Below are 22,233 nucleotides of genomic sequence, written 5' to 3' on the forward strand. Positions count from 1 at the left end.
CCGGCACACCTTAGGGCCTGCCCGTCACGCCTCCCCCGCCCGGGCGGCCGTGACCAGGACGGCCAGGGACGAGCGGGTCTCCTGAAGCGCGGAGATGCGGTCGTCCAGGCCCTGGAGGTGCTGTTCCAGGGTGTCCAGCTTGCACAGGGCCACCGTGCCGTCCTGCCGTACGCACGGGAGCAGGTCGCGGATGGTCCGGGTGGGCAGGCCCGCGTCGAGGAGCGAGCGGATGCGGCGAACCACGGCGGGGGCGTCGGCGTCGTAGCGGCGGTGGCCGCCGGGGAGGCGGTGCGAGGTGAGGAGGCCCTGCTCCTCGTAATACCGCAGCAGCCGGACCGAGGTGTCGGTCTCCGCGGCCAGTTCGCCGATCTTCATGTGGCGCACCTCATATGCTCCCGGCCCCGCGGACCCTTGAACCTCACATCGGTGTCAGATTCTAGCGTGGGGGCATGACACGACAGAGCGCCAACTCCCTTTCCCTTTACGGTTTCCTGCGACCGCGTCCCGAATACGCCGATGAGGTCCGGCGCGTGCTGTCCGACCTCGTCGCGCCCACCCGGAGCGAACCCGGCAACCTGGCCTACCACCTCCACGAGCAGGAGGACGGGCGGTTCTTCCTGTACGAGGTGTGGCGCTCGCGGGAGGACCTGGACCGGCACAACGATCTGCCCGCGCTGCGCGCCTTCCTCGACAACCTGCCGGCCTTTCTGGAAGGGCCGCCCGAGGTGTACCTCGACACCATGATCAGTCCGTACGCGGACTCCGCGGAGAGCGCTCCACTCGGTACAGTCCCCGTGTGAGCAGCGAGCCCGAACCGACGATTCCCGAGATCACCCGCACCGACTGCGCGCGGTGCGGCACCGAGGTGCACGGTCTGGCCGGGCGGTACGCCTGTGCGCTCTGCGGGTGGGTCAACCACTACTCGGAGGGGCACGAGGAACTGCCCGGCCTGGACGCGGACCCCGACCACGGGCGGCGGTAGGGCGCGGCCGAAAGTCGGGTGACCCTCCGGCCGCGCCGCCCCTACCCTGCCGGGATGGGTGATGCGCGTGCTGGACTGATGGCCACCGACGACCAGGGCGCTTCGCCGCTGCGAGTGCCCGCCTTCCGGCGGTTCCTGCTCGCCCATCTGGTCTCAGCGACCGGGTCCGCGATGGCCCCCGTCGCGCTGGCGTTCGCCGTGATCGAGCAGGGCGGGGGAGCGCGGTCGCTCGGGATCGTGCTGACCGCCAACACCGTGCCGGCCCTGATCCTCCTGCTCGTCGGCGGGGTGCTGGCGGACCGGGTCTCGCGCAGCCGGATCCTCTTCCTCGGCAACCTCGTCGCGGGGGCCGCGCAGGCGGTCGTGGCCGTGCTCGTCGCGACCGGGACGGCGACCACCGCCGCGATGAGCCTGTGCGCGTGTGCCTCGGGGGCGGCGGCCGCGTTCACCACGCCGGCGGCCCAGGGGTCGTGCCCCGGCTCGTTCCGCCGGACCGGCTCCAGCAGGCCAACGCGCTGGTCCGGGTGCCCAGGAACGCGGTCAAGGTCGTCGGTCCCGTCGCCGGCGGGTTCGTCGTCGCGCTGACCGGGCCCGCCTGGGCGCTCGGGTGGGACGCCGTCACCTTCGTCGTGGCCGCGCTCCTGCTGGCGGGGCTGCGGCTCGCGGGGACGGTGTCCGCCGGGGGTCCGGGCGGGGGCTGCTGGCCGATCTGCGGGTCGGGTGGGCCGGGTTCAGGTCCCGGGTGTGGCTGTGGAGTTTCACCCTGTCCGGCACGGCGGTCGTGGCCGCCTGGCTGGCCGGGTACCAGCTGCTCGGGCCGCTCGTGGCGGACCGCAGCTACGCGGGCGCCGGTTCGTGGGGGCTGGTGCAGGGGGCGTTCGCGGCGGGGCTGCTCGCGGGGACGTTCGTCTGTCTGCTGTGGAAGCCGCAGCGCCTGGTCCTGGTCGCCGTGGTGACGAGTTCCGGGCTCTTTCTGCCGTTGGCCGCGATGGGGTCCGGGCTGCCGCTGTCCTGGGTGCTGGGGGCGGCCGTCGTCGCCGGAGCGGGGATGGACGTGGCCGTCGTCGCCTGGTCCACCGTCATGCAACAGCAAGTGCCGGACGAGGAGTTGGGGCGCCTCAACGCCTTCAACTCGCTGGGCGAGCAGATCGCCATCCCGGTCGGCTACCTCGCGGTCGCGGCCGCGTCCGCGTACTGGTCCAGCGGGCACATCCTCCTGGTGTGCTCGGCCGTCATCCTCGCTGCCGGGGTGGCCAACGCCTGCGTACGCGATGTGCACCGGATCAGGCGGAGGTGAGGCTCCTCCGGCCGGACCGACGTGTCGATGGTTTGTATATGTCGTTCACCGACCTATAGTGGCGTCATGGCATCCAAGAAGAACCTCGTCGCCAACCGTGAGTCCCTTGCCCACAAGGTCCGTTACGCCGCGAGCCGGCCGGACCGCATCGCGCCCTACCTGAAGCGGGCGGCCCGCGACCGCTGGCTGGCGTTCAAGCACCCGGACCATGTGAACTACTACCGCGCCGTGATGGCCTCGGACACCCGGCGCAACCCGGAGGCCGCCGTCGGCAGCCAGACGCACGAACGGTGGCTGGCGCTGGGGCAGATGCAGTTCGACTACCTCGTCGAGCACGGACTCGCCCCCGGGGCCCGGATGCTCGACATCGGGTGCGGGAACCTCCGGGCCGGCTGGCGGTTCATCGACTACCTGGAGGCCGGGCACTACTACGGCATCGACATCTCACCCGACATCCTGATCGCCGCCAAGCGGACCCTGACCGAGCGGGGGCTCCAGGCCAAGGTGCCGCACCTGACCATCACCAAGGACCTGAAGCTGGACTTCCTGCCGGACGCGTACTTCGACGTCGTCCACGCCCACAGCGTCTTCTCGCACTCGCCGATCGAGATCATCGAGGAGTGCCTGGCCCATGTGGGGCGCGTACTCGCGCCCGGCGGGCACTTCGACTTCACCTTCGACCGGACCACCGGCGCCGAACACCAGGTGCTGCGCGAGGACTTCTACTACCGGACCGAGACCCTGACCGCCCTCGCGGCCAAGCACGGGCTGCGCGCGCGGTTCATGGAGGACTGGGAGAAGCTGGGGCACGGGCAGTCGAAGATCCGCGTGACCGCCTGAACCCCCGCGCCCTCAGCCCGTGTTCGTCCCGTCCCTCAGCCCGGGCTCGTCCCGCCCCGCAGCCGCCACAGCCGCAGCGCCACCCCCGCCGCCGCCACGACGGCCAGGGCCGGGACCAGGGTGTCCCGGTCCACCACCCCGGCGCAGTACCCCATCGCGACGAACGGCGCCCCGGCCAGCGCGAACCGGCCGGGCGTGCGCAGCCGGGCCAGCGCCGGACGGCCCGCGAGGAGCAGGGCGGCGGCCACCGGGACGCCCAACCGCCAGAGCATGTAAGCGAGATGGCCGCCCGCGTCCGCCAGGGCCAGTGCGGCCACCATGAGCCCGGTCCACAGCAGCAGCGCGACCCGGGCCGCGGCGCCGAGGGCGCGCCCGGGCGGGCGCAGGTCCGGCGGGCAGGCCAGCGGCAGCGCGGCCACCGCGACCGGGGCCAGGAGATACGGGGCGGCGGCGGGCGGCGGCAGCACTCCGGCCGCCAGCGGGACCACGAGGAGCGCCAACTCCTGGGCCAGCGCGCCCGCGAACGCGCACCGCGCCCCCGCCGCGAACCGCCCGCCCAGCGCCAGGACCGCCCCGGCCAGCGTCACCAGGTCGCAGCCGGTCATGACGAAGCTGAGCGGGACCAGGAAGTCCGGATTCCCGCTCAGCCGCCAGTCGCCGAGCATCGAGACCAGGCCGAAGGCGGCGTACGCGGCCGTCGCGGCCAGTGCGAAGGGCGCGGCGGCGGCGAACAGGCGACCGGCGCGCTGGGCGGACCCCAGGCGCATCCGCATCCGCAGCGCGTGCGCCACGATGTCGCCCGCCTCCCGGAACCGGGCGGTCCGGCCCGCGCCCTCGGTCGCCTCCCGGTACGCCTCCGCGATCTCCGGCCCGAACGCGCGGCGGTAACCGGCCGGGTAGAGCCGCAGCAGCGGGGTGCTCACGCGGTGGCCGGCTTCCCGGCGGCACCGAGGCGCCGGGTGGCCTCGCGCGCGGTGGCGGCGATCCGGCGGGCCTCGGCGGCCAGGGTCTCCCTGCCGGTCGCGGTGAGCGTGTAGGTGCGGCGGAGGCGGCTGTCCACGACCTCCTCCGCGTGCACCTCGATCAGGCCCTCGTTCAGCAGGCGCTCCAGCGCCCCGTACAGCGTGCCGGTGCGCATCTTCACCCGGCCGCCGGAGATCGTCTCGACCTCGCGCGCGATGGCGTAACCGTGCCGGGGCTCGTCCGCCAGGGCGGTCAGGAGGAGGAGGGTCGGTTCCTGCATCGCGCGTTCGCTCATGCCCGTATCGTACGCGAAGCATGGGTCACTCACCGGCATATGACGGGCCGCCCTGAGCTGCGACGGGAAGCACCTTCCCCAGGCGGGCCAAGGGGGAGAGCGCCATGAACAGCGGGGAGAGGGCGAGTGCGACCGCCGTGACGAGGAGGCTCGGGCGCAGCCCCCACGTACCCGCCAGGAAGCCGCCGAGCAGGGAGCCGAAGGGGGTGAGGCCCATCCCCGCGAAGTTGATCGTCGCCACCACGCGGGCCTGGATGCGGACCGGCGTGACCGCCTGCCGTACGGACATCACCGTCACGTTGACGAGCTGGCCGAACGTACCGAAGACCAGGTTGACGGCCATCAGCGCGGGCAGGACCAGGGGCCCGGAGCCGTGCAGCGCCGGTACGCCGAGCATCACGCCGTCCGCGAGCACCGCCGACCCCACCAGCACCACGCCGTACCCAAGCCGCTCCGGCAGCCGTGCCGCGAGCAGCGACCCCAGCACCGCCCCCGGGCCGGTCGCCGCCAGCGCCAGGCCCACCTCCGCGCCGGACAGGCCCAGTTCGCGGGGGAGGAAGAGCAGGTAGACCGTCATCAGGGCCGCCAGCGAGAACTGGAACAGGGCCGACGCCAGTCCCACCGCACGCAGCGCCGGGTGCCGGGCCACGAAGCGGAGCCCTTCGTGGATGCGCCGCAGGACCGGCGCGGGGGCCCCGGCGGGCGCGGGCACGCGTTCCGGGCGGCGGATGCGGCCGATCGACACGGCCGACAGCACGAAGAAGCCCGCACCGGTGACGACCGCGAGCAGCGGCGAGAACACCGACATCAGCGCCCCGCCCAGCGCCGGGCCGCCGATCCGCGCGGCCGACCTGCTGCCCTCCAGCGCGCTGTTGCCCCGCATCAGCAGCTCGCGGTCCACCAGCCGCACCAGCGACGCCTGATACGCCACATCGAAGAACACGCTCCCCACCCCGAGCAGGGCGGCCACCACGAGCAGGACCGGCAGCCCGAGCACGCCGAGCAGCAGCGCCAGGGGGACCGCCGCCAGGGCCAGTGCCCGGCCGAGGTCCGCCGCGACCATCACCGTGCGGGTGCGGCGGCGGTCCGCCCACGCGCCCGCGAACAGCGAGAGCAGCAGGATCGGCGCCTGCTCCACCGCGCGCAGCAGGCCGAGCGCGCCCGCGTCGGCGTGCAGCGTGACGACGGCGACGAGCGGCAGGACGACCAGGAGCGCCTGCTCGCCGAACTGGGAGGCGGTCTGCCCGGCCCACAGGCGCAGGAAGTCGGAGTCCCGCCGGAGTGCGGGGGAGGGGATACGGGAAACGGGTCGCACGGAGGCCCCTTGGGCTGCGGACGGCAAGGCTCCGCCGCCGCCCGACGCAGCGGTGTGCGTCGGCGGTCCGGCGGGAAGGGCTCGCTGTGCCGCGCTCGAAGGCAGCACGCGATGACGGGTCGGTCTACGACGTCAGCGCGTGCGCGGGCTACCGGGCAACTTCCCCTCCTCGGGTCGTCGGTCGATCCTCGGGTCGTCGGTCGGTGGGAGGTTAGCCGCCCGGCGGGACGGGGAACAGCGGATTTTCGTCGCCGTCCTCCGGAGCCTCCTCGCGGGCCAGCTGCCGGAAGCGCTCCCGTAGCCACGCGTGGGCCGGATCGGCGTCGTGGCGCGGGTGCCAGGCCATGCCGAAGGGGAGCGGCGGCAGCGGGAAGGGGATCTCGAACGTCCGCAGGCCCAGGGTTTCCGTCAGCGGACGCGCCCGCAGGGAGGTCAGCCCGACCAGATCGCTGCTCAGCAGGATGAACAGGGAAGACGGCAGGGTGCCCACGCTGGCCACCACCCGCCTGCTCAGGCCGAGTCCCGCGAGGGCGGTGTCCACCGGGCCCGTCGTCCGACCGCGCCGGGACACCGTCAGATGGTCGGCGGCGGCGAACCGGGCCGGGGTGATCTCCCCCTCCAGGAGCGGGTGGTCGGCGCGCACCACACCCACCATCCGGTCGTTGTAGAGGTGTTCGCGGTGCACCTCCGGGGAACGCACGTCGAGCACCCCCACCTCCAGGTCGGCCGCGCCCTCGCGCAGGAACGGGCCGTCCACATGGCTCTCCATCAGGAAGCGGAGCCGTACGCCCGGCGCCTCGCGGGCGATCCGGGCGAACAGCGCGGGGCCGGAGACCGCCGCCAGGGTGTCCTGGGCCAGCACCGTGAACGTCCGTGACAGGGCGCGCAGATCCACCTTGCCGCCCGACAGGAACAGCCCGCGCGCCCGCTCCACGACCGCGCGCACCTCGCCGTGGATGGCCAGGGCGTGCGGGGTGGGCACCATCGTGCGCCCGGCGCGCACCAGCACCGGATCACCGAGCGCCTTGCGGATGCGGCCGAGGGTGCGGCTCATCGCGGGCTCGGACAGATGCAGCCGGGCGGCGGCCCCGGAGACGCTGCATTCGTCGAGGAGAACGTCCAGGGCGACCAGAAGGTTGAGGTCAAGGCCGGATTGCGTCACGCGCATACATCCCTTGTCGAAGATGCATTGGAAAGCAAGTCGCGCCAACTCTACGGTGGGAGCACATCCCACCCGTCACGGCTCCCAGGAGGAGCGTTGTCCCCGTATGCCCAGAAGCCCCCGCGCCTTACCCCGGCCGCGCGATACGCGCTCTGCGCCTGTGTCCTCGTCGCGCAGGGCATGGTCGCCGCCGTCAACCTGCTCATCCCCCAGCTCGCCGCCTCCGCCCTGCACCCGTCCTCCAGCGAACTGCTCTGGTCGGTCGACGCGTACGTCATCGTCTTCGCCGGGCTGCTGATCCCGGCCGGTGCGCTCGGCGACCGCTTCGGCCGCAAGGGCGCCCTCCTCACCGGACTCGGCCTCTTCGCCGCGGGCGCCGCCACCAGCGCGCTCGCCACCGTCCCCGCCGTGCTCATCGCGGGACGCGGGGTGTGCGGAGCCGGGGCCGCGCTGATCATGCCCGCGACCATGTCCCTCCTGATCACCCTCACCCCGCCCGCCCGCAGGTCCCAGGCGCTGGCGACCTGGACGCTCGCGGCCGGCCTCGGCGGCCTCGCGGGCAACGTCGGAGGCGGCCTCGCCGGCCAGTTCTCCACCTGGCGCGCCCTGTTCTGGGCAATGGTGCCGCTCGCCGCGCTGCTCGCCCTCGCCGTCGCCCGCCTCACGCCCCGCAGCCCCGAACGCACCGACTCCGCGCCCGACCCGCTCGGCTCGCTCCTGCTCGTCGCCGCGCTCACCGCCCTGGTGTACGGGATCATCGAGGGCCCGCCGCAGGGCTGGGGCTCGGCGCGGGTGCTGACCGCCTTCGGCCTCGGAGCCGTACTGCTCACCGTCTTCACCGTGCACGGCCTCCGCGCGGCCAAGCCCCTGCTCGACCCCCGGGTCTTCGCCTCGCCCGTGCTGCGCGCCGGGACGCTGGGCATCGCCACGGCCTTCTTCGGGCTGTTCGCGCTGTTCTACGTCAACTCCCAGTACCTCCAGTACGTGAAGGGCTTCCCGGTCGGCCTCGCCGGGGTGGCGATCGTGCCGCTGACCGTCGGGATGGCCGTCATGCCGAAGTTCGGCGCGCGCTGGATGGACCGGTACGGCATCCGCCCGGTCGCGGGCGGCGGGCTCGCGGTCATCGGCCTGGGGCTGCTCCTCGTCTCGACCGCCGACGGCAGCACCCCGTACGCCCTGTACGCCGTCTACCTCCTGGTCATCTCCGCCGGTACGGGGCTCTGCGCGCCCGCGCTCACCGTGGCCGTCGTCGCCGGGCTGCCCGCGCACCGCAGCGGGCTCGGCTCCGGGCTCAACACGGCGGCGCGCGAGATCGGGGCGGCGCTCGGTGTCGCCGTCGTCGGCACCGTGCTGGCCTCCCGGGCCGGCGGTACCGGGGCCGCCCGCGCGGCCGCCTTCGCCCCGGCGATGGCCGACGGGCTGCGGGTCGTGGCGGCGGTGCTCCTGGTCGCCACGGTGTTCGTGGTGCTGGGGACGTCGGGGCGGCCGCGCGGGGCGGCGGAAGAGGCGGGGAGCGGGGAGGCGGCGGAGGCCGGGAGCGTCACCCGTACGGGGGTTCCCACGTAGCCGTGCCGGGAAGGGCGGCGCATGGTCGGTCTGACCTGTACGTTCCCTCCGGCCCAGGAGTCCTCATGGCACAGACCGCGCCCCCGCCGGGCACCCCCTCCTCGCCCACCCCGCCGCGCCCGGGGGACGAGAACCCCTGGGCGTCCGGCGGGGTCATGTTCGCCGGTGTGCTGCTGATGGTGGACGGGGTGCTCGACGCGATCAAGGGCATCGCCGGTATCGCGTCGGACGAGGTGTACGCGCGGATCAACGACTACGTCTTCAAGTTCAACGTGACGGCCTGGGGCTGGATCCACCTCATCCTCGGCATCGTCATCGCGATCGTCGGCTGGGGCATCCTCAAGGGTTCCGCCTGGGCCCGCGGGGCCGGTGTCGGGCTCGCGGCGCTCAACATGATCGCCAACTTCATGTGGCTGCCCTACCAGCCGGTCTGGGCCGTGGTCTCCCTCGCCATCGACACCTTCGTCATCTGGGCCCTGTGCACGGCACGGAAACCGGTGATCTGACCGGCCGATCCGGGCAGACTCCGTGCCGTTGTCAGTGGCACGGGTCACACTGGACACATGTGCCGCAGTATCAAGACGCTCCGACCGCCCGTCCTGCCCGAAGAGGCCACCGAGGACGACATCCGTGCCGCCGCCCTGCAGTTCGTCCGCAAGGTGTCGGGCTTCCGTGCGCCGGCCGCGCACAACAGGGAAGTCTTCGACCGTGCCGTGGACGAGATCGCCGAGGCGACCGCCCGGCTGCTCGACGGCCTGGAGATACGGGGTGGTGTCAGGACGCCATAGGGGGCGCGGCGGCCGCTGCGGCGGCCGGGCGCCGCATGAGCAGCGCGGCGAAGGAGCCCGCGAGGAACAGGGCGAGGACCGAGATGGCCGTGCCCAGCCAGCTCGCGCCCAGCCACTGCGCGCCGAAGTAGCCGAGGCCCACGCTGTAGCCGGCCCAGGCCACGCCGGCCACGGCCGACCAGGGCAGGAATTCCTTCACCTTGCGGTGCGAGGCGCCCGCGCCCAGCGAGACGACGGAGCGCCCGGCCGGGGCGAAGCGCGCGATGACGACGAGGATGCCGCCGCCCCGGCTCAGGGCGGCGCCGAGGCGCTCCTGCGCGGAGGTCAGGCGGCGGGAGCGGGCGATGGCGCGGTCCAGCCGCTCGCCGCCGTGCCGGGCCAGCCGGTACGCGGCGAAGTCGCCGAGCACCGAGGCGGTGGCGGCGCACAGGACGAGGGCCAGCAGGGAGGGGACCTCGGTCACCTGACGGGCGGCGCCTGCGGCGTCGGCGGCGACACCGGTGGTGCCGGCCGCGGCGGCCGTGGCGGCGGTGATCACCAGCACACCGCTGGGCAGTACGGGGAGGAAGACGTCCAGCAGCACGGAGAGGGCGACCGCTACGTAGATCCATGGGCTGCCGGTCAGCGCGCCCACACTCTCTAGCACCTTCTACTCCCCGATCGGTAACAACGCCGCGACGTCGCAGGGGAGCGGCAGGAGCGGCAGGGTCAGCTGTACAGCGTACGCCTGCCGTTCACCCGGTGATCCCTATATATGCGTGATGTTGGGCACCCCGGGTCGAGGGTGCATCGAGCGCGTACCGCCGGGGAGCGGTTTTCCCGGCGGTACGCGAGGGGTGTGCGGGGCCCGGTCGGTCCGGCGGGCCCGGGGGAGCGGGGAGGGAGGGTCAGACGGCGACGGGGGAGGTCTGTTCCTGGGCGCGGTCCCGGTCCTGACGGTCCGGGGTGCGGGCGGCGAGGAGGTTGTCCAGGGCCAGGGCGCCGGGGCCGGTGAAGACGAGGAGCAGGAAGACCCAGCAGAAGACGGCCGACGGTTCGCCGCCGTTCTGGAGGGGGAGCAGGGCGTGGGACTGGTGGACCGTGAAGTAGGCGTAGGCCATGGAGCCGGAGGAGACCAGGGCGGCGGCGCGGGTGCCGAGGCCCAGCGCCACGAGGACGCCGCCGACGAGCTGGATCACCGCCGCGTACCAGCCCGGCCAGGTGCCGGCGGCTATGGAGCCGCCGCCGTGGGCGCCGCCGAGGACGCCGAAGACCGAGGCGGCGCCGTGGCAGGCGAACAGCCCGCCGACGACGATGCGGAAGAGCGCGAGGACGTAGGGCTGTGCTCGGTGGAGGTGTGGGGTCATGGGGGGAGGCTCCTTCGGTCTGGTGGGGACGTGAACCGACTGGGCGCAAAAGATTAGGTAGACCTCACCAATACTTGCAAGTTCAACGTTTCGTCAGCTGGCCGGAACCCGACGGTCTGTTGTGCGCCGTTCGGCGCGCCAATACCGCCTCGAACTGGGCAGCCTCCTTCCTTTGCTTGGCCTGAACCAATGGCGGCGCAGTTTTCCGGCCACCGGCGTCCGGTTCCGGCGGTGGGTGCTCCCACCACGGCACCCCCGACTTTCACCGGAGCCCCACTGGAGTTCCGGGCCCCTCGCGCCCCGTTGGCGGACTGTGGGCCCGCCGGCCGGCCCTCGGGGCGGCGTGTGGCTTGTCATGAACAGCAGTAGTAGGCCGAAAACACGTCGGTGGCCCCGCCGGCCGGCCCGTCGTGCGGGCATCGGCCGGTGGGGCCACCGGGGTCGGGGTCTCGGTCGGGTGTTCCTCGGTTCAGCAGCCGCTCAGTGCGGATTGCAGGGCCGACTTCTCCGCCGAGTCGACGGACAGGTTGTAGTAGTGCTTCACATGGATCCAGGCGCGCACATAGGTGCACTTGTACGCGGCGCGCGGCGGCATCCAGGACGCCGGGTCCTTGTCGCCCTTGGACTGGTTGACGTTGTCCGTGACCGCGATCAGCTGCGGGCGGGTCAAGTCGTTGGCGTATGCCTGCCGTTGGGCGTTGGTCCAGCTGGAAGCGCCCGAGCGCCACGCCTCGGCGAGCGGCACCATGTGGTCGATGTCCAGGTCGGAGGCGGCGGTCCAGGTGGCACCGTCGTACTCCGAGTACCAACTGCCGCCGGTCGCCGAGCAGCTGGAGTTCTGGGTGACGTTCGTGCCGTCCCGCTTCAGGACGACCTCACGGGTGTCGCAGGCTCCCGACTGGGTGATCCAGTGCGGGAACTTGTCCCGGCTGTACCCGCTGGACGAGCCCTCCGCCTTGACGGTCAGCTCGCTCAGATAGGTGCGGGCGGTGGACGCGGAGACCGGAGTGGGCATGGCCGCCTGGGCGCTCGGGGCGGTGAGCAGGCCGGTGGTGGCGGCGAGTGCGGCGGATGCGGCGAGGACGGCTATGCGACGCGCGTAGACACCTGACATGCGAACTCCCTTGATGTGGGGGGATGTGGACGGGCTGTCATGAACGGCCCGGCCATCGTGGCGGCGCCGGGTTTCCGTGGGGTGGGCGCCAGGTAACAGGGTGGCGACATGGGCACGTCACATCAAGGGATCTGACAAAGGGCTTCGTGGTGCGGGGGGCGTACGGATCCGTGCGCGCGGGCGCGGTGAGCCGGGCCGGTGCGGAGCTCACGTCCGTGACCTGCGCAGAGCGCATGCGTACGGCCCCCGCCCGGGGTGGGCGAGGGCCGTACGGAGGTTCGTGGTGCTGGTGTTTGACGTGGGGTCAGCGGCCCAGGTGCGGGCGTCGGCGGTCCCGGTGCGCGGGGCTTCGGGCGCCCCGTCGGGAGACTACCGCGCCTGGACGTGCAGCGTGATCGCGCCGTCCGCCGCCGCCTCGACGCGCAGCTGCGTCAGGTCGGCCACATGGGCGTCCGGGGAGTGGGCCCCGGCGCGCGGGCCGACGCCGAGCACACGCATGCCGGCCGCCCGGCCCGCCGCGATGCCCGCCTCGGAGTCCTCGAAGACCACGCAGTCCTCCGGGGCGAAGCCCAGCGCCGCGGCGCCCTTGAGGAAGCCCTCCGGGTCCGGCTTGCTGGCGCCCACGCTCTCGGCGGTGACGCGGAGGTCCGGCATCCGCAGCCCGGCGGCGCCCATCCGGGCCGTCGCCAGCGCCAGGTCGGCCGAGGTGACCAGGGCGTGCGGAAGGGCGGCGATGGCGTCCATGAACGCGGGGGCGCCGCCGATCGGAACGACCCCGTCGGTGTCGGCGGTCTCCTCGGCGAGCATCACCTTGTTGTCCGCGTAGTTCTGCTCCATCGGGCGCTCCGGCAGCAGGACCGCCATCGTGGCGTAGCCCTGGCGGCCGTGGACCACCTTCAGCGCCTCTTCCGGGTCCAGCCCGTTCCGCAGCGCCCAGCGGCGCCAGCAGCGCTCCACGACGGCGTCGGAGTTCACCAGGGTGCCGTCCATGTCGAGCAGCAGGGCGCGGGCGGTGAGGGCGGTGGCCGGCATGGGCGGGCTCCAGAGACAGGACGGGGGAAGCGAACACCGCGGGGGTGAGCGGCGCGGGAGATCAAGCGGCCCCCGCCCGCCGGTCAGGGTGTGCGCGCAGGGGCCACTTTGTTTCTCCACGATACAAAAACGGGGTCGCAAATGCGAATCCCCTCCCGGAGGCGGCCCGTCAGGCCCGTCACCCGTCAGGCCCGTCAGCGGCGCCCGCGCCCGGTCGTCATGGCCTCCAGGCGGCTGCGGGTGTTCGGGCCGTAGACGCCCTCCGGATCGCCGTCGATGTTCCACCAGGTCTGGAGATCGCTCACGGCCTTCTCCGTGCGGTCCCCGTACTCCGAGTCGACCGGCCCGTTGTACACCCAGACCTCCCGCAGCCGGTTCTGGAGCTCCGCGACCTCCGCGCCCTGGTCGCCCCGCCGCAGCGTCCCGGTCTCGTCCGGCGACGAGGGGGGCGGCGCCACGCCCTCGACCGGGGCGCTGCTGCTCGCGGTCGCCGACGGGGACGACGCGGCGCCCGTGCCCGGCGCCGTGGAGGACTCCGTGGCGGAGCGGGACGGGGAGGCGGAGGCCGAGGGGGAGGCGGACGACGACGCGGAGGCCGAGGCGGACGAGCTGGGGGAGGCGGAACGGCTGGGCGGCGCGGAGGCGGAGGCCGAGGCGGACGGGGCGGGCTCGCCGCTCTCCTCGGGGAGGCTGGTCACCGTGGAGGGCAGGGCCTGGTCCAGGTCGGCCTCCCCGCCGCCGTCCCCGTTGAACAGCCCGCCGACGAAGGCCGCCGTGCCGACCACCGCGACCACGGCCGCCCCCGCGATCACCGCGGCGAACGGCTTGCGGCGGCGCGGGGCCACCGGGTCGGGGCCGGTGAGGAGGAGGGCGGTGTCGGGCTCCCCGGTCTCCGGCGCGGCGCCCGCCGCCGGGTCCAGGAAGAGCGGCATCGTGGTCGCCGCGTCGCCCTCGGGGCCGTGGACCCGCGGAGCGCCCGGCGGGGGTGCCGTGGGCGCCGTCCCGGTGCCGTCGCCCAGGGTCACGTACGGGCGGATGCGCAGCGGGTCGAAGTCCTCCGCCGCGGCCATCTCGGCGGACCGGCCCGCGTGGTGCTCGTCGGCGATGCGCTGCTGTTCGGCGGCCCGCTCCGGGTCGGTGACGTAACCCCGCGTACCGGCGCTCCGGCCCGCGCAGGCGCAGCCGGGAGCGGCGCCCGGTCTGCTCTCCGTACCGCACTCCGGGCATATCTGTCCGGCCATCGTGGGTCCCCTCCCCTTGAACTGCCTGCGATTATGCAGCCCGCCGCCGAGAAGCCCAATCATCCGGCCTCCCGGCAGGCCATAACGGGGCAGAACAGACAGGATGGGGGTGTAGCGGATCCGAGGAGATGTCTCATGGCCCAGCAGCTGAGCTCGACCGCCCAGGCCCCCGGTGGGGACCGCTCCACGCGTTCGGTGCTGGTGGCGATCGGCGCCCTGCTCCTCGGCATGCTGCTCGCGGCACTCGACCAGACCATCGTCTCCACCGCGCTCCCCACCATCGTCAGCGACCTCGGCGGGCTCGAACACCTCTCGTGGGTGGTCACGGCCTATCTGCTGGCGTCGACCGCCGCGACCCCGCTCTGGGGGAAGCTGGGCGACCAGTACGGGCGCAAGAAGCTGTTCCAGACCGCGATCGTCATCTTCCTGATCGGCTCCGCGCTCTGCGGTCTCGCCCAGAACATGCCCCAGCTGATCGGCTTCCGCGCGCTCCAGGGGCTCGGCGGCGGCGGTCTGATGGTGCTGTCGATGGCGATCGTCGGCGACATCGTCCCGCCCCGCGAGCGCGGCAAGTACCAGGGGCTCTTCGGTGCCGTGTTCGGTGCGACGAGCGTCCTCGGACCGCTGCTCGGCGGCTTCTTCACGCAGCACCTCAGCTGGCGCTGGGTCTTCTACATCAACCTCCCGATCGGCGTCGTCGCCCTCCTGGTGATCGCCGCCGTGCTGCACATCCCGGTCCGCCGGACGAAGCACACCATCGACTACCTGGGCACCTTCCTCATCGCCTCGGTCGCCACCTGCCTCGTCCTCGTCGCCTCGCTCGGCGGCACGACCTGGCCCTGGGGCTCGTGGAAGATCATCGGCCTCGCCGTGCTGGCCGTGGTGCTCCTGATCGCGTTCGTGTTCGTGGAGCGGCGCGCCACCGAGCCGGTGCTGCCGCTGAAGCTGTTCCGGATCAGGACCTTCAGCCTCGTCGCGGTGATCAGCTTCGTCGTCGGCTTCGCGATGTTCGGCGCGATGACCTATCTGCCGACCTTCCTCCAGGTCGTGCACGGCATCACGCCGACGATGTCCGGTGTCCACATGCTGCCCATGGTGTTCGGGCTGCTCATCACCTCGACGGTGTCCGGGCAGATCGTCAGCCGTACGGGCCGCTGGAAGGTCTTTCCGGTCGCCGGCACCGGCATCACCGCGATCGGGCTGCTGCTCCTGCACCGGCTGACGGTGTCCAGCGGCACCTGGGAGATGAGCGCCTACTTCTTCGTCTTCGGCGCGGGCCTCGGCCTGGTGATGCAGGTGCTCGTCCTGGTCGTGCAGAACGCCGTCTCGTACCGGGACCTCGGCGTGGCGACCTCGGGGGCGACGTTCTTCCGGTCCATCGGGGCTTCGTTCGGTGTGGCGATCTTCGGCACCATCTTCACCAACCGGCTCACCGCCAAACTCGGTGATGCGCTCGACGGACGGCCGCTGCCGCCCGGGGTCGACGCGGACAGCCTGGCCGCCGACCCGCGCGCCATCGGACAGCTGCCGGACGCGCTGCGGGGGCCGGTGCTCCAGGCGTACTCGACGTCGATCACGGACGTCTTCCTGTACGCGGCACCCGTCGTCCTGGTCGCCTTCCTCTTCGCCTGGCTGCTCAAGGAGGACAAGCTGCGCGGATCGGTGACGGCGCCGGACCCGAGCGAGACCCTGGCGTCCAACCCGGTCGAGCGCTCCTCGTACGACGAGTGCGCGCGGGCCCTGTCCGTGCTGGCCACCCGGGAGGGCCGCCGCGAGGTCTACGTCAAGATCACCGAGAAGGCGGGCTTCGACCTGCTGCCCGCCGCCAGCTGGATGCTGCTGCGGATCAAGCGCCACGGCACCGTGGAGCCGGCCCGGCTCGCCGAGGTGGCGCCCGTGCCGCTGCGGGTGATCAACGACGCGGCCCGGCAGCTGGAGGGGCGCGGGCTCGTCCGGCGGGTCGGGGTGCAGATGGTGCTCACCGAACCGGGCGCCGAGGCGGTGGTGAAGCTCGCCCAGGCCCGCGAGGACTCCCTCGCCGAGCTGCTGGGCGACTGGTGGGGGCCGGACCGGCCGACGGACCTGGTCGCGCTGGTCTCCGAGCTGACCCGGGAGACCAGCGGGTCGAGCAAGGAGCGCCCGCACAGCCCGGAGCCGAAGCGCGACCACGCGGCGGGGCACCCGTACCGGGATTGACCTGCTGTCATACGGGGAAGGCCCCGGCTCTCGGGGCCACCTCCTTGGCGAACCAGTGCTCCGCGTACGGCCCCCGGTTGAACGCCGGGACCTCCCGGAAGCCGTGCTTCGCGTACAGGCCGCGCGCCTCCACCAGGTCGTGCCGGGTGTCCAGCCGGAGCAGGGCCGCCCCCAGCGCCCGGGCCCGTTCCTCCAGCGCCGCGAGCAGCAGCCCGCCGCCGCCCGTGCCCCGGAACTCCGGGCGGACGTAGACCCGGGTGACTTCAGCGGTGTCCGCGGCCACGAGGACCAGCCCCGCGCAGGCGGCCGCCCGGCCCCCGGAGCGGCCGACGACGAAGTCACCGGTGGGGGCGGTCAGCAGCGCGGCGCCGTCGTCGGTGAGCCCGTCCTCGATCTCCTCGGCCGTCGCCGGGCGTCCCCAGTAGCGGCCGGCGACCTCGGCGTAATAGTCGCGCCGGAGCAGGGCCGCGTCCGGGGAGTCGAAGGGTTCGGGCGCCACGGTCCAGGTCATTGGGTCATTCTTGCTACCGCACATGTGTATGAGCCAAGCGATTTTGAGGGGGCGGCGGCGTGGTGGCGCAGGGGAACGGGGCCCATGCGGTCCGAGGGCTCGGCGAGCGGTGGATCCGGGAGCTGGCCGGGTCGGGCGGTGACTTCGTCTGCTCGCCCGCCGGGCTGTGGCTGGCCCTGACCGCACTCGCGGCCGGGGCGCGCGGGGCGACCGCCGACGAACTGCGGGCGGTGCTCGGGGTGGCCGGGGACGAGGCGGCCGGGGCGGCGACGGCCACGGCCCGGGCGCTGGCGGCCACCGACGGGCTGGGCGTGGCGACCCGGGTGTGGACGCGGACCCCGGTGCACCGGCGGCTCCGCAGGGCGCTGCCGGACATCGGCTTCGGACCCATGGACCCGGACGAGGTGGACGCGTGGGTCCGGAAGACGACCGGCGGGCTCATCGAGCGGCTGCCGGTGGCCGTGAACGACCAGATGCTGCTGGTGCTCGTCAACGCGCTCGCGCTGAAGACGGACTGGGCGATTCCGTTCACCCGGGAGGCGACCCGGGACCGGCCGTTCACCGATGCGGCGGGTGTCACCCGTGAGGTGCCGACGATGTTCGGGAAGCCCCCGTCCTGGGACGTCTGGATGACCGGGGGCGCGTTCGTCCTCGATCTGCGGTGCGCCCGGCGAGGGCCGGACGGGCCGCCGCCCGTCAAGGTGCGCCTCGTGCTGGGGCGGCCCGGCGAGGGGGCGGCCGAAGTGCTTCCGGCGGCCTGGGCACCGAAGGAGGCGCGGACCGCCCTGCACGCGGACGTCGTGACCATCGCGGTCCCGCGCTTCACCCTGCGTACGCACATCCGGGCCACCGATCAGCTGCCGGCGCTCGGGGTCCGCCTCGCCTCGACCCCGGCCGCCGACTTCTCCGGGCTCTCGGCCACCCCGCTCATGCTCTCCGAGGCGGTGCAGGAGGCCGTGCTGAAGGTGACCGAGGAGGGCCTGTCGGCCGCCGCCGTGACGGTGCTGCCCGCACCGGCGGGCGCGGAGCCGGGACCGCCCCCGCGCCGCCTGCACCTCGCCTTCGACCGGCCCTTCGGCATCGTCGTCCTGGACCCCGGCGAGGAGGTCCCGCTCTTCGCCGGCTGGCAGGCCGAGACCCCCTCGGACACCGCCGACTAGCGCAGCGGCGGCGGCGCGAAGACCGGCGGCGGGGGCAGCACCGGGCGCCGCCGCCGGGCGCGTACGACCAGGAACAGCGGCAGGGCCACCACCAGCACCGCGCCGCCGAGCAGCGTGAGCAGCCAGGCCGGCATCCCGGCCCAGGTCAGCAGCGTGTCCCGGTGGACGACGGTCCGGTACGGGGTGTCCGCGGCCGTCGCCCGCAGCTCGTGGTCGCCGTCGATCCGCTCCGGCGACGGGAAGTACTGGTCGATGGCCGTCACGAACACCGGCTTGTCCCCGGTGACCGCCCCCAGCGCCTCGTACGGCTCCTTCGCCGGGTCGACGCGGCCCGCGAACGCGACCTTCGGGGCCGTCCGCCGATCGCGCCGCGCGGTTCCATGCGGTGGTCGGCCAGCACGTACAGGTCGAGCGACTGCGGGGTCGCGGCGAGCTTGGACAGGCGCATCGGATAGACCAGCCGGTCGCTGGCGAACCGCAGCCGCAGCGGGTCGAGCGTCCCGCTCAGCGTGCCCCCTGCCGCTCCGGCGCGAGGCGCACCGCCACGTACTCCCACTTCTGCTCGACGTACGGGGTGAGGGCCGTGGCGAGGCGGTCCGGCAGCTCGAAGCCGTTCTCCTTCAGCCAGCTCTCCAGCGCCTCCGGGTCGGTCGCCGCGAGCCGGGCCACGTCGAACGGGCCGAGCCGTTCCCGGCCGACCACGTCGACCGGGGCGGCGGCCTTGGGGGCCCCGGCGCCGTCGCCCGCGGAGTTCCCCGAACCGCCGAACGGCCAGTCCTTGTCGCGGGGCCAGAAGTAGTGCCGCTCCTCGGTGACCGGAGCGGTGATGGCCTTCAGCTCGTCGAAGAGCTTCGCGTCGCCCAGCTCGACCGTGGCGCGGTGCGGCACCGGCATGATCCAGGCCGCGTCCGGCGCGTTCCCCCGGACGCTCAGCTGCATCACGATCTGCTCGGTGCGGCCGTCCCAGCCGACCGCCGAGGTCTCCCGGTCGACCGCCACCTGGCTGTTCCGGTGCACCACCATCGCCCCGCAGCCGCAGGCGTACGCCGGAGCGATCAGCGACCCCACCTGGAGCGACACCAGCATCAGGAGCAGGGAGAGCGCCCGGACCGCCCAGCCCCCCGTCCTTCCGTTTCCCCCCGCGCGCCGCATCTTCCGTCCTCCCCGTCGTTGCTGATCACGGGCTCAGACGTGCGCGGGCCCCGGCCGGTTCCGGGCCCGCCGCCCGCCCGGGCGGGCGGACTTTCGGAGAAAGCGGAGTGACAGTCAGGCGTAAAGGGGGTTGATTGGGTCTACCCAAGAGCACAATGCGAAGGTTTCACACATGCCGGACAATCGCCCGGCATCAGACCTTGGAGGGTCGGCGCAGCGTGGCGAACGCGGAGCACGGTGGCAGCACAGGCGCGACGGCGGGAGCGGGAACCGGAACGGTACGGGCGGTGCTCTGGCTGCTCGTGGCCGCACTCGCCGTCCGGCAGGTGGCGGTGGTGCTGCGGCAGCCGCCGGGCGAACGGCTCATCGATCTGGAGACCTGGATCGGTGACAACGGGGTGCTCCATGTGACCGGTTCGCTGTACGACACCGACCGGTTCACCGGCACCCCGTTCTCCGGGCTCGTCCTCAAGCCGCTGACCCGCACCGCCGAACAGAGCCTCGGGGTCGCCTGGACCTTCGGCTCGCTGCTGCTCGTCGCCGCCCTCGGCCTCGTCGCCGCCCGCGCCCTGCCCGGGCCGGTCGGCCGGCGCACCGCGCTGCTCGCCGCGCCCGTCGCGATCAGCCTGCTGATGCTCTCGCTGCCGGTGCGCAACGCCTTCCACCTCGGCCAGGTCAGCATCCTGCCCGTCCTCCTCGTCCTCGTCGGCCTGTTCGCCGTCCGGGGGAGCGCACGGCCGGGGCGCTCATCGGCGTGGCCGCCGCCCTCCAGCCGACCGTGCTCCTCTTCGCCCTCCTGCTGTGGCTCACCGGAAGACGCCGCTCCGCGCTCACCGCGGCCGGTGCCTTCGCCGCCTGCACGGCGCTGGCGTGGGCCGCGATGCCGCACGACTCGTGGACGTACTGGGTGCACCACGTCGCCGGGGCGGGCCTCGGCGACCAGGCGGACAGCCTCGCCAACCAGTCCCTGCACGGCGCGCTGCTGCGCCTGGGCCTGGCCGGACCGCCGGAGATCGCGCTGTTCCTGGCGCTGGCCGCCGCCGTCGGCGTCATCGGCCTGCGCCGCGCCGTGCGGTACGCGCGCGACGGGCAGCTGCTGCTCGCGGTGGCCGTCACCGGCTGCGTAGCCGTCGCCGTGTCGCCGACCGCCTGGCAGCACCAGCTGCTGTGGGTGCTGCTCGCCGTGGTCGGCCGGGCGGGCCGCAGCGCCTCCGACCGGCTGGTGTGGCCGGCCGTCGTGGTCCTGGTGACGACCCTGCCGGGCGCGATGCTGCTCCCGAACATCGGGGCGGTGTTCCCGGTACGCGACAACGTGCTGCTGCTCGCCGCGCTCGGGGCCGCCTGCGTGACGCCGTTCCTGCCGCGCACCTCCCCGTACTGGCGAAAGCCCGTGCCCACCGCGTACGCGCGGCCGGTCCCGGCCCGCTGGAGCCGGGTGCCGCTGCTGCCGGTGTGGCGGCGGGTGCTCAGCCGGCCCAACCTGCTCCTGGAACTCCTCCTGATCCGCGTCGTCTACTCCGCGTACGGGCACGTCAGGCTGGCCGCCACGGCCGGGCGGGACACCGCCGAGCGGCACGGGCACCAGATCCACTCGCTCGAACAGTGGCTGCACATCGACATCGAGCACCGGATCAACCACGCGGCCGCGGGCATCGGCCCGCTGCGGAGCTTCTTCGACTACTACTACTCGACGTTCCACTTCGTCGTGCCACTGGCGATCCTCGCCGTGCTGTACGTGCGCCGCCCCGCCGATTACCGCTGGGCCCGGTCCACCCTCGGCTTCGCCACGCTCCTCGCGCTCGTCGGCTTCTGGCTGTTTCCGCTGGCCCCGCCGCGCCTCATGCCCGGGCTCGGCTTCATCGACACCGTCCACGGGGTCCAGGACTTCACCAAGCCCGACTACGGGGCGCTGACGGCGGTGACCAACCAGTACGCGGCGATGCCCTCGCTGCACTTCGGCTGGTCCCTGTGGTGCGGGGTGATCATCGTGCTGCTCGCCCCGAAGGTGTGGATGAAGGCGCTCGGGGTGCTGCACCCGCTGTTCACGGTCTCCGCGATCGTCGCGACCGCCAACCACTGGGTGCTGGACGCGGTGGGCGGGGCGGCCGTCGTCGCGCTCGGGTTCCTCATCGCGTACGTGCTCGCGGGGCCGCGGCGGCTCCAGCCGGTACAAGGGGACGCGGGGACGGAGACGGGACAAAGGGGTGCGGGGACGGTAAAGCGTCCCCGCACCCCTTCATCAGGTGGATCGTCGCCCCTCCAGCATCCGTCCGGAGCCCCCGCCCCGCCACCCGAACGGCTCACGGCCCCAGCGCCCACGCGGCCACCGACAGCGTGACCATCGACACCAGCGTGGAGGCCACGATCGCGTCGCGGGCGGGCCCGGTGTCGAGGCCGTACTCGCGGGCGTAGATGAAGGAGTTCTGGGCGGTGGGCAGCGCCGCGCACAGCACGACCGCGAGCAACTGGTGGGCCGGGAGGTGCAGCAGCGGCCCCGCCACGAGCAGCGCGGCCAGTGGCTGCCCCAGCGTCTTCACGGCGACGACCACCGCCGTCTCCGCCCGCTCCCGGCGCGCCCGGCCCCCGCCGCCGCCCGGCCCCCGGCACAGCGACAGGCCGAGCGTGATCAGGGCCGTCGGCACCGCCGCCGCGCCCAGCACATCGCACGGGTGCGTCACGGCGGCCGGCAGCCGCAGTCCGGTCGCGGAGACGGCCACGCCGAGCAGCGAGGCCAGGATGATCGGGTTGCGCAGGGGCATCGTGAGCAGCCGCCGCACCCCGCCGCCGGGGCGCCGCCCGTCCGCCCCGCGCGTCCCGGAGTCCAGCAGCGTCAGGATCACCGGCGAGAGCACCAGCACCTGGAAGAGGATGACCTGCGCGACGAACGAGGCGTCGCCCAGCACCTGCACCGCCACCGGGATGCCCAGGTTCGCGGAGTTCACATGGCCCGAGGACATGGCGCCGATCGCCGCCTCCGCCCGCCCCCGGCCGAACACCCGCCGGACGAGGACGAAACCGGCCCCCGCCGCCACCGCCGTGCTCACCACGAACGCCACCATCGACGGATGGCCGAACACGTCCGGGCTCGCCCCCGACACCATCGTGAACAGGGCGGCGGGCATGGCCACATGGAAGACGAACCGGCCGAGCACGGCCTCCGCCTGCGGCCCTAGCAGCCCGCCGCGCCCGACCGCGTAACCGATGCCGGTCAGGACCCAGATGGGGGCGAAGGCGGAGAGCAGGGCATGCATGGCGGCCATGATCCCCGTACGC

At 73.4% G+C, this 22,233-nt stretch carries 20 protein-coding genes and 3 pseudogenes; 10 read left to right on the plus strand and 13 right to left on the minus strand.

The window, feature by feature from the left end; translation table 11 throughout:
- Nucleotides 1-24 precede the first annotated feature (24 nt).
- Nucleotides 25-375: a MerR family transcriptional regulator gene (locus NEH16_RS22295; protein WP_265544542.1), complete on the minus strand. Its 351-nt coding sequence runs from the start codon at nucleotides 373-375 to the stop codon at nucleotides 25-27.
- A 74-nt stretch (nucleotides 376-449) separates the two neighbouring features.
- On the opposite strand from NEH16_RS22295, the gene NEH16_RS22300 reads away from it, so the two are divergent.
- The 4 genes and pseudogenes from NEH16_RS22300 to NEH16_RS22315 all read left to right on the plus strand — a co-directional run bounded on the left by NEH16_RS22300 (nucleotide 450) and on the right by NEH16_RS22315 (nucleotide 3,119).
- Nucleotides 450-800, plus strand: a complete 351-nt coding sequence (locus NEH16_RS22300) for a putative quinol monooxygenase (RefSeq protein ID WP_265544544.1) — start codon at nucleotides 450-452, stop codon at nucleotides 798-800.
- On the plus strand, nucleotides 797-982 hold the full coding sequence (locus NEH16_RS22305; protein WP_073965347.1) for a hypothetical protein: 186 nt from the start codon (nucleotides 797-799) through the stop codon (nucleotides 980-982). Before NEH16_RS22300 ends, NEH16_RS22305 begins: the two co-directional genes overlap by 4 nt.
- 78 nt (nucleotides 983-1,060) lie before the next feature.
- A pseudogene (locus NEH16_RS22310) lies at nucleotides 1,061-2,279 on the plus strand (MFS transporter).
- Nucleotides 2,280-2,345: 66 nt separating this feature from the next.
- Nucleotides 2,346-3,119, plus strand: coding sequence for a class I SAM-dependent methyltransferase (locus NEH16_RS22315; RefSeq protein WP_265544545.1), 774 nt, complete (start codon nucleotides 2,346-2,348; stop codon nucleotides 3,117-3,119).
- Between the two features lie 35 nt (nucleotides 3,120-3,154).
- Here the strand turns inward: NEH16_RS22315 and NEH16_RS22320 are convergent, their stop codons facing one another.
- The 4 genes from NEH16_RS22320 to NEH16_RS22335 all read right to left on the minus strand — a co-directional run bounded on the left by NEH16_RS22320 (nucleotide 3,155) and on the right by NEH16_RS22335 (nucleotide 6,860).
- Complete coding sequence (locus NEH16_RS22320; RefSeq protein ID WP_265544546.1) at nucleotides 3,155-4,042, minus strand: hypothetical protein; 888 nt, start codon at nucleotides 4,040-4,042, stop codon at nucleotides 3,155-3,157.
- Nucleotides 4,039-4,377: a PadR family transcriptional regulator gene (locus NEH16_RS22325; RefSeq protein ID WP_073965350.1), complete on the minus strand. Its 339-nt coding sequence runs from the start codon at nucleotides 4,375-4,377 to the stop codon at nucleotides 4,039-4,041. The genes NEH16_RS22320 and NEH16_RS22325 overlap by 4 nt, the downstream gene beginning before the upstream one ends.
- Nucleotides 4,378-4,402: 25 nt before the next feature.
- Nucleotides 4,403-5,692 carry an MFS transporter gene (locus NEH16_RS22330; RefSeq protein ID WP_265544548.1) on the minus strand — a complete coding sequence of 430 codons (1,290 nt, stop codon included), beginning with the start codon at nucleotides 5,690-5,692 and terminating at the stop codon, nucleotides 4,403-4,405.
- Between the two features lie 211 nt (nucleotides 5,693-5,903).
- Nucleotides 5,904-6,860 carry a LysR family transcriptional regulator gene (locus NEH16_RS22335; RefSeq protein WP_265544549.1) on the minus strand — a complete coding sequence of 319 codons (957 nt, stop codon included), beginning with the start codon at nucleotides 6,858-6,860 and terminating at the stop codon, nucleotides 5,904-5,906.
- 90 nt (nucleotides 6,861-6,950) lie between these two features.
- On the opposite strand from NEH16_RS22335, the gene NEH16_RS22340 reads away from it, so the two are divergent.
- The 3 genes from NEH16_RS22340 (at nucleotide 6,951) to NEH16_RS22350 (ending at nucleotide 9,208) form a co-directional block, all read left to right on the plus strand.
- Nucleotides 6,951-8,420 carry an MFS transporter gene (locus tag NEH16_RS22340; protein WP_265544550.1) on the plus strand — a complete coding sequence of 490 codons (1,470 nt, stop codon included), beginning with the start codon at nucleotides 6,951-6,953 and terminating at the stop codon, nucleotides 8,418-8,420.
- A gap of 65 nt (nucleotides 8,421-8,485) precedes the next feature.
- The gene (locus NEH16_RS22345; protein WP_265544552.1) at nucleotides 8,486-8,926 is read left to right on the plus strand and encodes a DUF7144 family membrane protein; all 441 of its coding nucleotides are present in this window, start codon (nucleotides 8,486-8,488) and stop codon (nucleotides 8,924-8,926) included.
- Between the two features lie 57 nt (nucleotides 8,927-8,983).
- On the plus strand, nucleotides 8,984-9,208 hold the full coding sequence (locus tag NEH16_RS22350; RefSeq protein ID WP_073965355.1) for a DUF2277 domain-containing protein: 225 nt from the start codon (nucleotides 8,984-8,986) through the stop codon (nucleotides 9,206-9,208).
- On the opposite strand, the gene NEH16_RS22355 is transcribed toward NEH16_RS22350, so the two are convergent.
- The 5 genes from NEH16_RS22355 to NEH16_RS22375 form a co-directional block, all read right to left on the minus strand.
- The gene (locus NEH16_RS22355; protein ID WP_073965356.1) at nucleotides 9,195-9,854 is read right to left on the minus strand and encodes a DedA family protein; all 660 of its coding nucleotides are present in this window, start codon (nucleotides 9,852-9,854) and stop codon (nucleotides 9,195-9,197) included. The two genes, NEH16_RS22350 and NEH16_RS22355, sit on opposite strands and share 14 nt — an antisense overlap.
- Nucleotides 9,855-10,095: 241 nt before the next feature.
- Nucleotides 10,096-10,554 carry a DoxX family protein gene (locus NEH16_RS22360; protein WP_265544555.1) on the minus strand — a complete coding sequence of 153 codons (459 nt, stop codon included), beginning with the start codon at nucleotides 10,552-10,554 and terminating at the stop codon, nucleotides 10,096-10,098.
- Between the two features lie 469 nt (nucleotides 10,555-11,023).
- Complete coding sequence (locus tag NEH16_RS22365; protein ID WP_265544557.1) at nucleotides 11,024-11,668, minus strand: HNH endonuclease family protein; 645 nt, start codon at nucleotides 11,666-11,668, stop codon at nucleotides 11,024-11,026.
- Nucleotides 11,669-12,037: 369 nt separating this feature from the next.
- A complete protein-coding gene (locus NEH16_RS22370; RefSeq protein WP_073965359.1) occupies nucleotides 12,038-12,700 on the minus strand; it encodes an HAD-IA family hydrolase in 663 nt (220 codons plus the stop codon).
- Between the two features lie 194 nt (nucleotides 12,701-12,894).
- Nucleotides 12,895-13,941: a peptidoglycan-binding domain-containing protein gene (locus tag NEH16_RS22375; protein WP_265544559.1), complete on the minus strand. Its 1,047-nt coding sequence runs from the start codon at nucleotides 13,939-13,941 to the stop codon at nucleotides 12,895-12,897.
- Nucleotides 13,942-13,974: 33 nt separating this feature from the next.
- Here NEH16_RS22375 and NEH16_RS22380 point away from each other — a divergent pair, with 33 nt between their 5' ends.
- On the plus strand, nucleotides 13,975-16,137 hold the full coding sequence (locus NEH16_RS22380) for an MDR family MFS transporter (protein ID WP_265544560.1): 2,163 nt from the start codon (nucleotides 13,975-13,977) through the stop codon (nucleotides 16,135-16,137).
- 7 nt (nucleotides 16,138-16,144) lie between these two features.
- Here NEH16_RS22380 and NEH16_RS22385 read toward each other — a convergent pair whose 3' ends face one another.
- Nucleotides 16,145-16,648 (minus strand): GNAT family N-acetyltransferase, encoded by a 504-nt coding sequence (locus NEH16_RS22385; RefSeq protein ID WP_265544561.1) that lies wholly within the window; start codon nucleotides 16,646-16,648, stop codon nucleotides 16,145-16,147.
- Between the two features lie 59 nt (nucleotides 16,649-16,707).
- On the opposite strand from NEH16_RS22385, the gene NEH16_RS22390 reads away from it, so the two are divergent.
- Complete coding sequence (locus tag NEH16_RS22390; protein WP_265544563.1) at nucleotides 16,708-17,808, plus strand: serpin family protein; 1,101 nt, start codon at nucleotides 16,708-16,710, stop codon at nucleotides 17,806-17,808.
- Here the strand turns inward: NEH16_RS22390 and NEH16_RS22395 are convergent.
- Nucleotides 17,805-18,894: pseudogene (locus tag NEH16_RS22395) on the minus strand (DUF2330 domain-containing protein). The gene NEH16_RS22390 and the pseudogene NEH16_RS22395 overlap by 4 nt on opposite strands.
- A 353-nt stretch (nucleotides 18,895-19,247) precedes the next feature.
- Between NEH16_RS22395 and NEH16_RS22400 the strand changes: the two are divergent.
- Nucleotides 19,248-21,298, plus strand: a pseudogene (locus tag NEH16_RS22400) (phosphatase PAP2 family protein).
- On the opposite strand, the gene NEH16_RS22405 reads toward NEH16_RS22400, so the two are convergent.
- Complete coding sequence (locus tag NEH16_RS22405) at nucleotides 21,261-22,220, minus strand: AEC family transporter (protein WP_265544566.1); 960 nt, start codon at nucleotides 22,218-22,220, stop codon at nucleotides 21,261-21,263. The pseudogene NEH16_RS22400 and the gene NEH16_RS22405 sit on opposite strands and share 38 nt — an antisense overlap.
- Nucleotides 22,221-22,233 lie beyond the last annotated feature (13 nt).

Source organism: Streptomyces drozdowiczii (genome assembly GCF_026167665.1).
GTDB classification, from domain to species: domain Bacteria; phylum Actinomycetota; class Actinomycetes; order Streptomycetales; family Streptomycetaceae; genus Streptomyces; species Streptomyces drozdowiczii_A.

What these genes read in the sequence shown, in the direction of transcription:
- NEH16_RS22295 (WP_265544542.1), bottom strand. Translation starts at nt 375, where the DNA reads ATGAAGATCGGCGAACTGGCCGCGGAGACCGACACCTCGGTCCGGCTG.
- NEH16_RS22300 (WP_265544544.1), top strand. Translation starts at nt 450, where the DNA reads ATGACACGACAGAGCGCCAACTCCCTTTCCCTTTACGGTTTCCTGCGA.
- NEH16_RS22315 (WP_265544545.1), top strand. Translation starts at nt 2,346, where the DNA reads ATGGCATCCAAGAAGAACCTCGTCGCCAACCGTGAGTCCCTTGCCCAC.
- NEH16_RS22325 (WP_073965350.1), bottom strand. Translation starts at nt 4,377, where the DNA reads ATGAGCGAACGCGCGATGCAGGAACCGACCCTCCTCCTCCTGACCGCC.
- NEH16_RS22335 (WP_265544549.1), bottom strand. Translation starts at nt 6,860, where the DNA reads ATGCGCGTGACGCAATCCGGCCTTGACCTCAACCTTCTGGTCGCCCTG.
- NEH16_RS22345 (WP_265544552.1), top strand. Translation starts at nt 8,486, where the DNA reads ATGGCACAGACCGCGCCCCCGCCGGGCACCCCCTCCTCGCCCACCCCG.
- NEH16_RS22350 (WP_073965355.1), top strand. Translation starts at nt 8,984, where the DNA reads ATGTGCCGCAGTATCAAGACGCTCCGACCGCCCGTCCTGCCCGAAGAG.
- NEH16_RS22360 (WP_265544555.1), bottom strand. Translation starts at nt 10,554, where the DNA reads ATGACCCCACACCTCCACCGAGCACAGCCCTACGTCCTCGCGCTCTTC.
- NEH16_RS22365 (WP_265544557.1), bottom strand. Translation starts at nt 11,668, where the DNA reads ATGTCAGGTGTCTACGCGCGTCGCATAGCCGTCCTCGCCGCATCCGCC.
- NEH16_RS22370 (WP_073965359.1), bottom strand. Translation starts at nt 12,700, where the DNA reads ATGCCGGCCACCGCCCTCACCGCCCGCGCCCTGCTGCTCGACATGGAC.
- NEH16_RS22375 (WP_265544559.1), bottom strand. Translation starts at nt 13,941, where the DNA reads ATGGCCGGACAGATATGCCCGGAGTGCGGTACGGAGAGCAGACCGGGC.
- NEH16_RS22380 (WP_265544560.1), top strand. Translation starts at nt 13,975, where the DNA reads ATGCAGCCCGCCGCCGAGAAGCCCAATCATCCGGCCTCCCGGCAGGCC.
- NEH16_RS22385 (WP_265544561.1), bottom strand. Translation starts at nt 16,648, where the DNA reads ATGACCTGGACCGTGGCGCCCGAACCCTTCGACTCCCCGGACGCGGCC.
- NEH16_RS22405 (WP_265544566.1), bottom strand. Translation starts at nt 22,220, where the DNA reads ATGGCCGCCATGCATGCCCTGCTCTCCGCCTTCGCCCCCATCTGGGTC.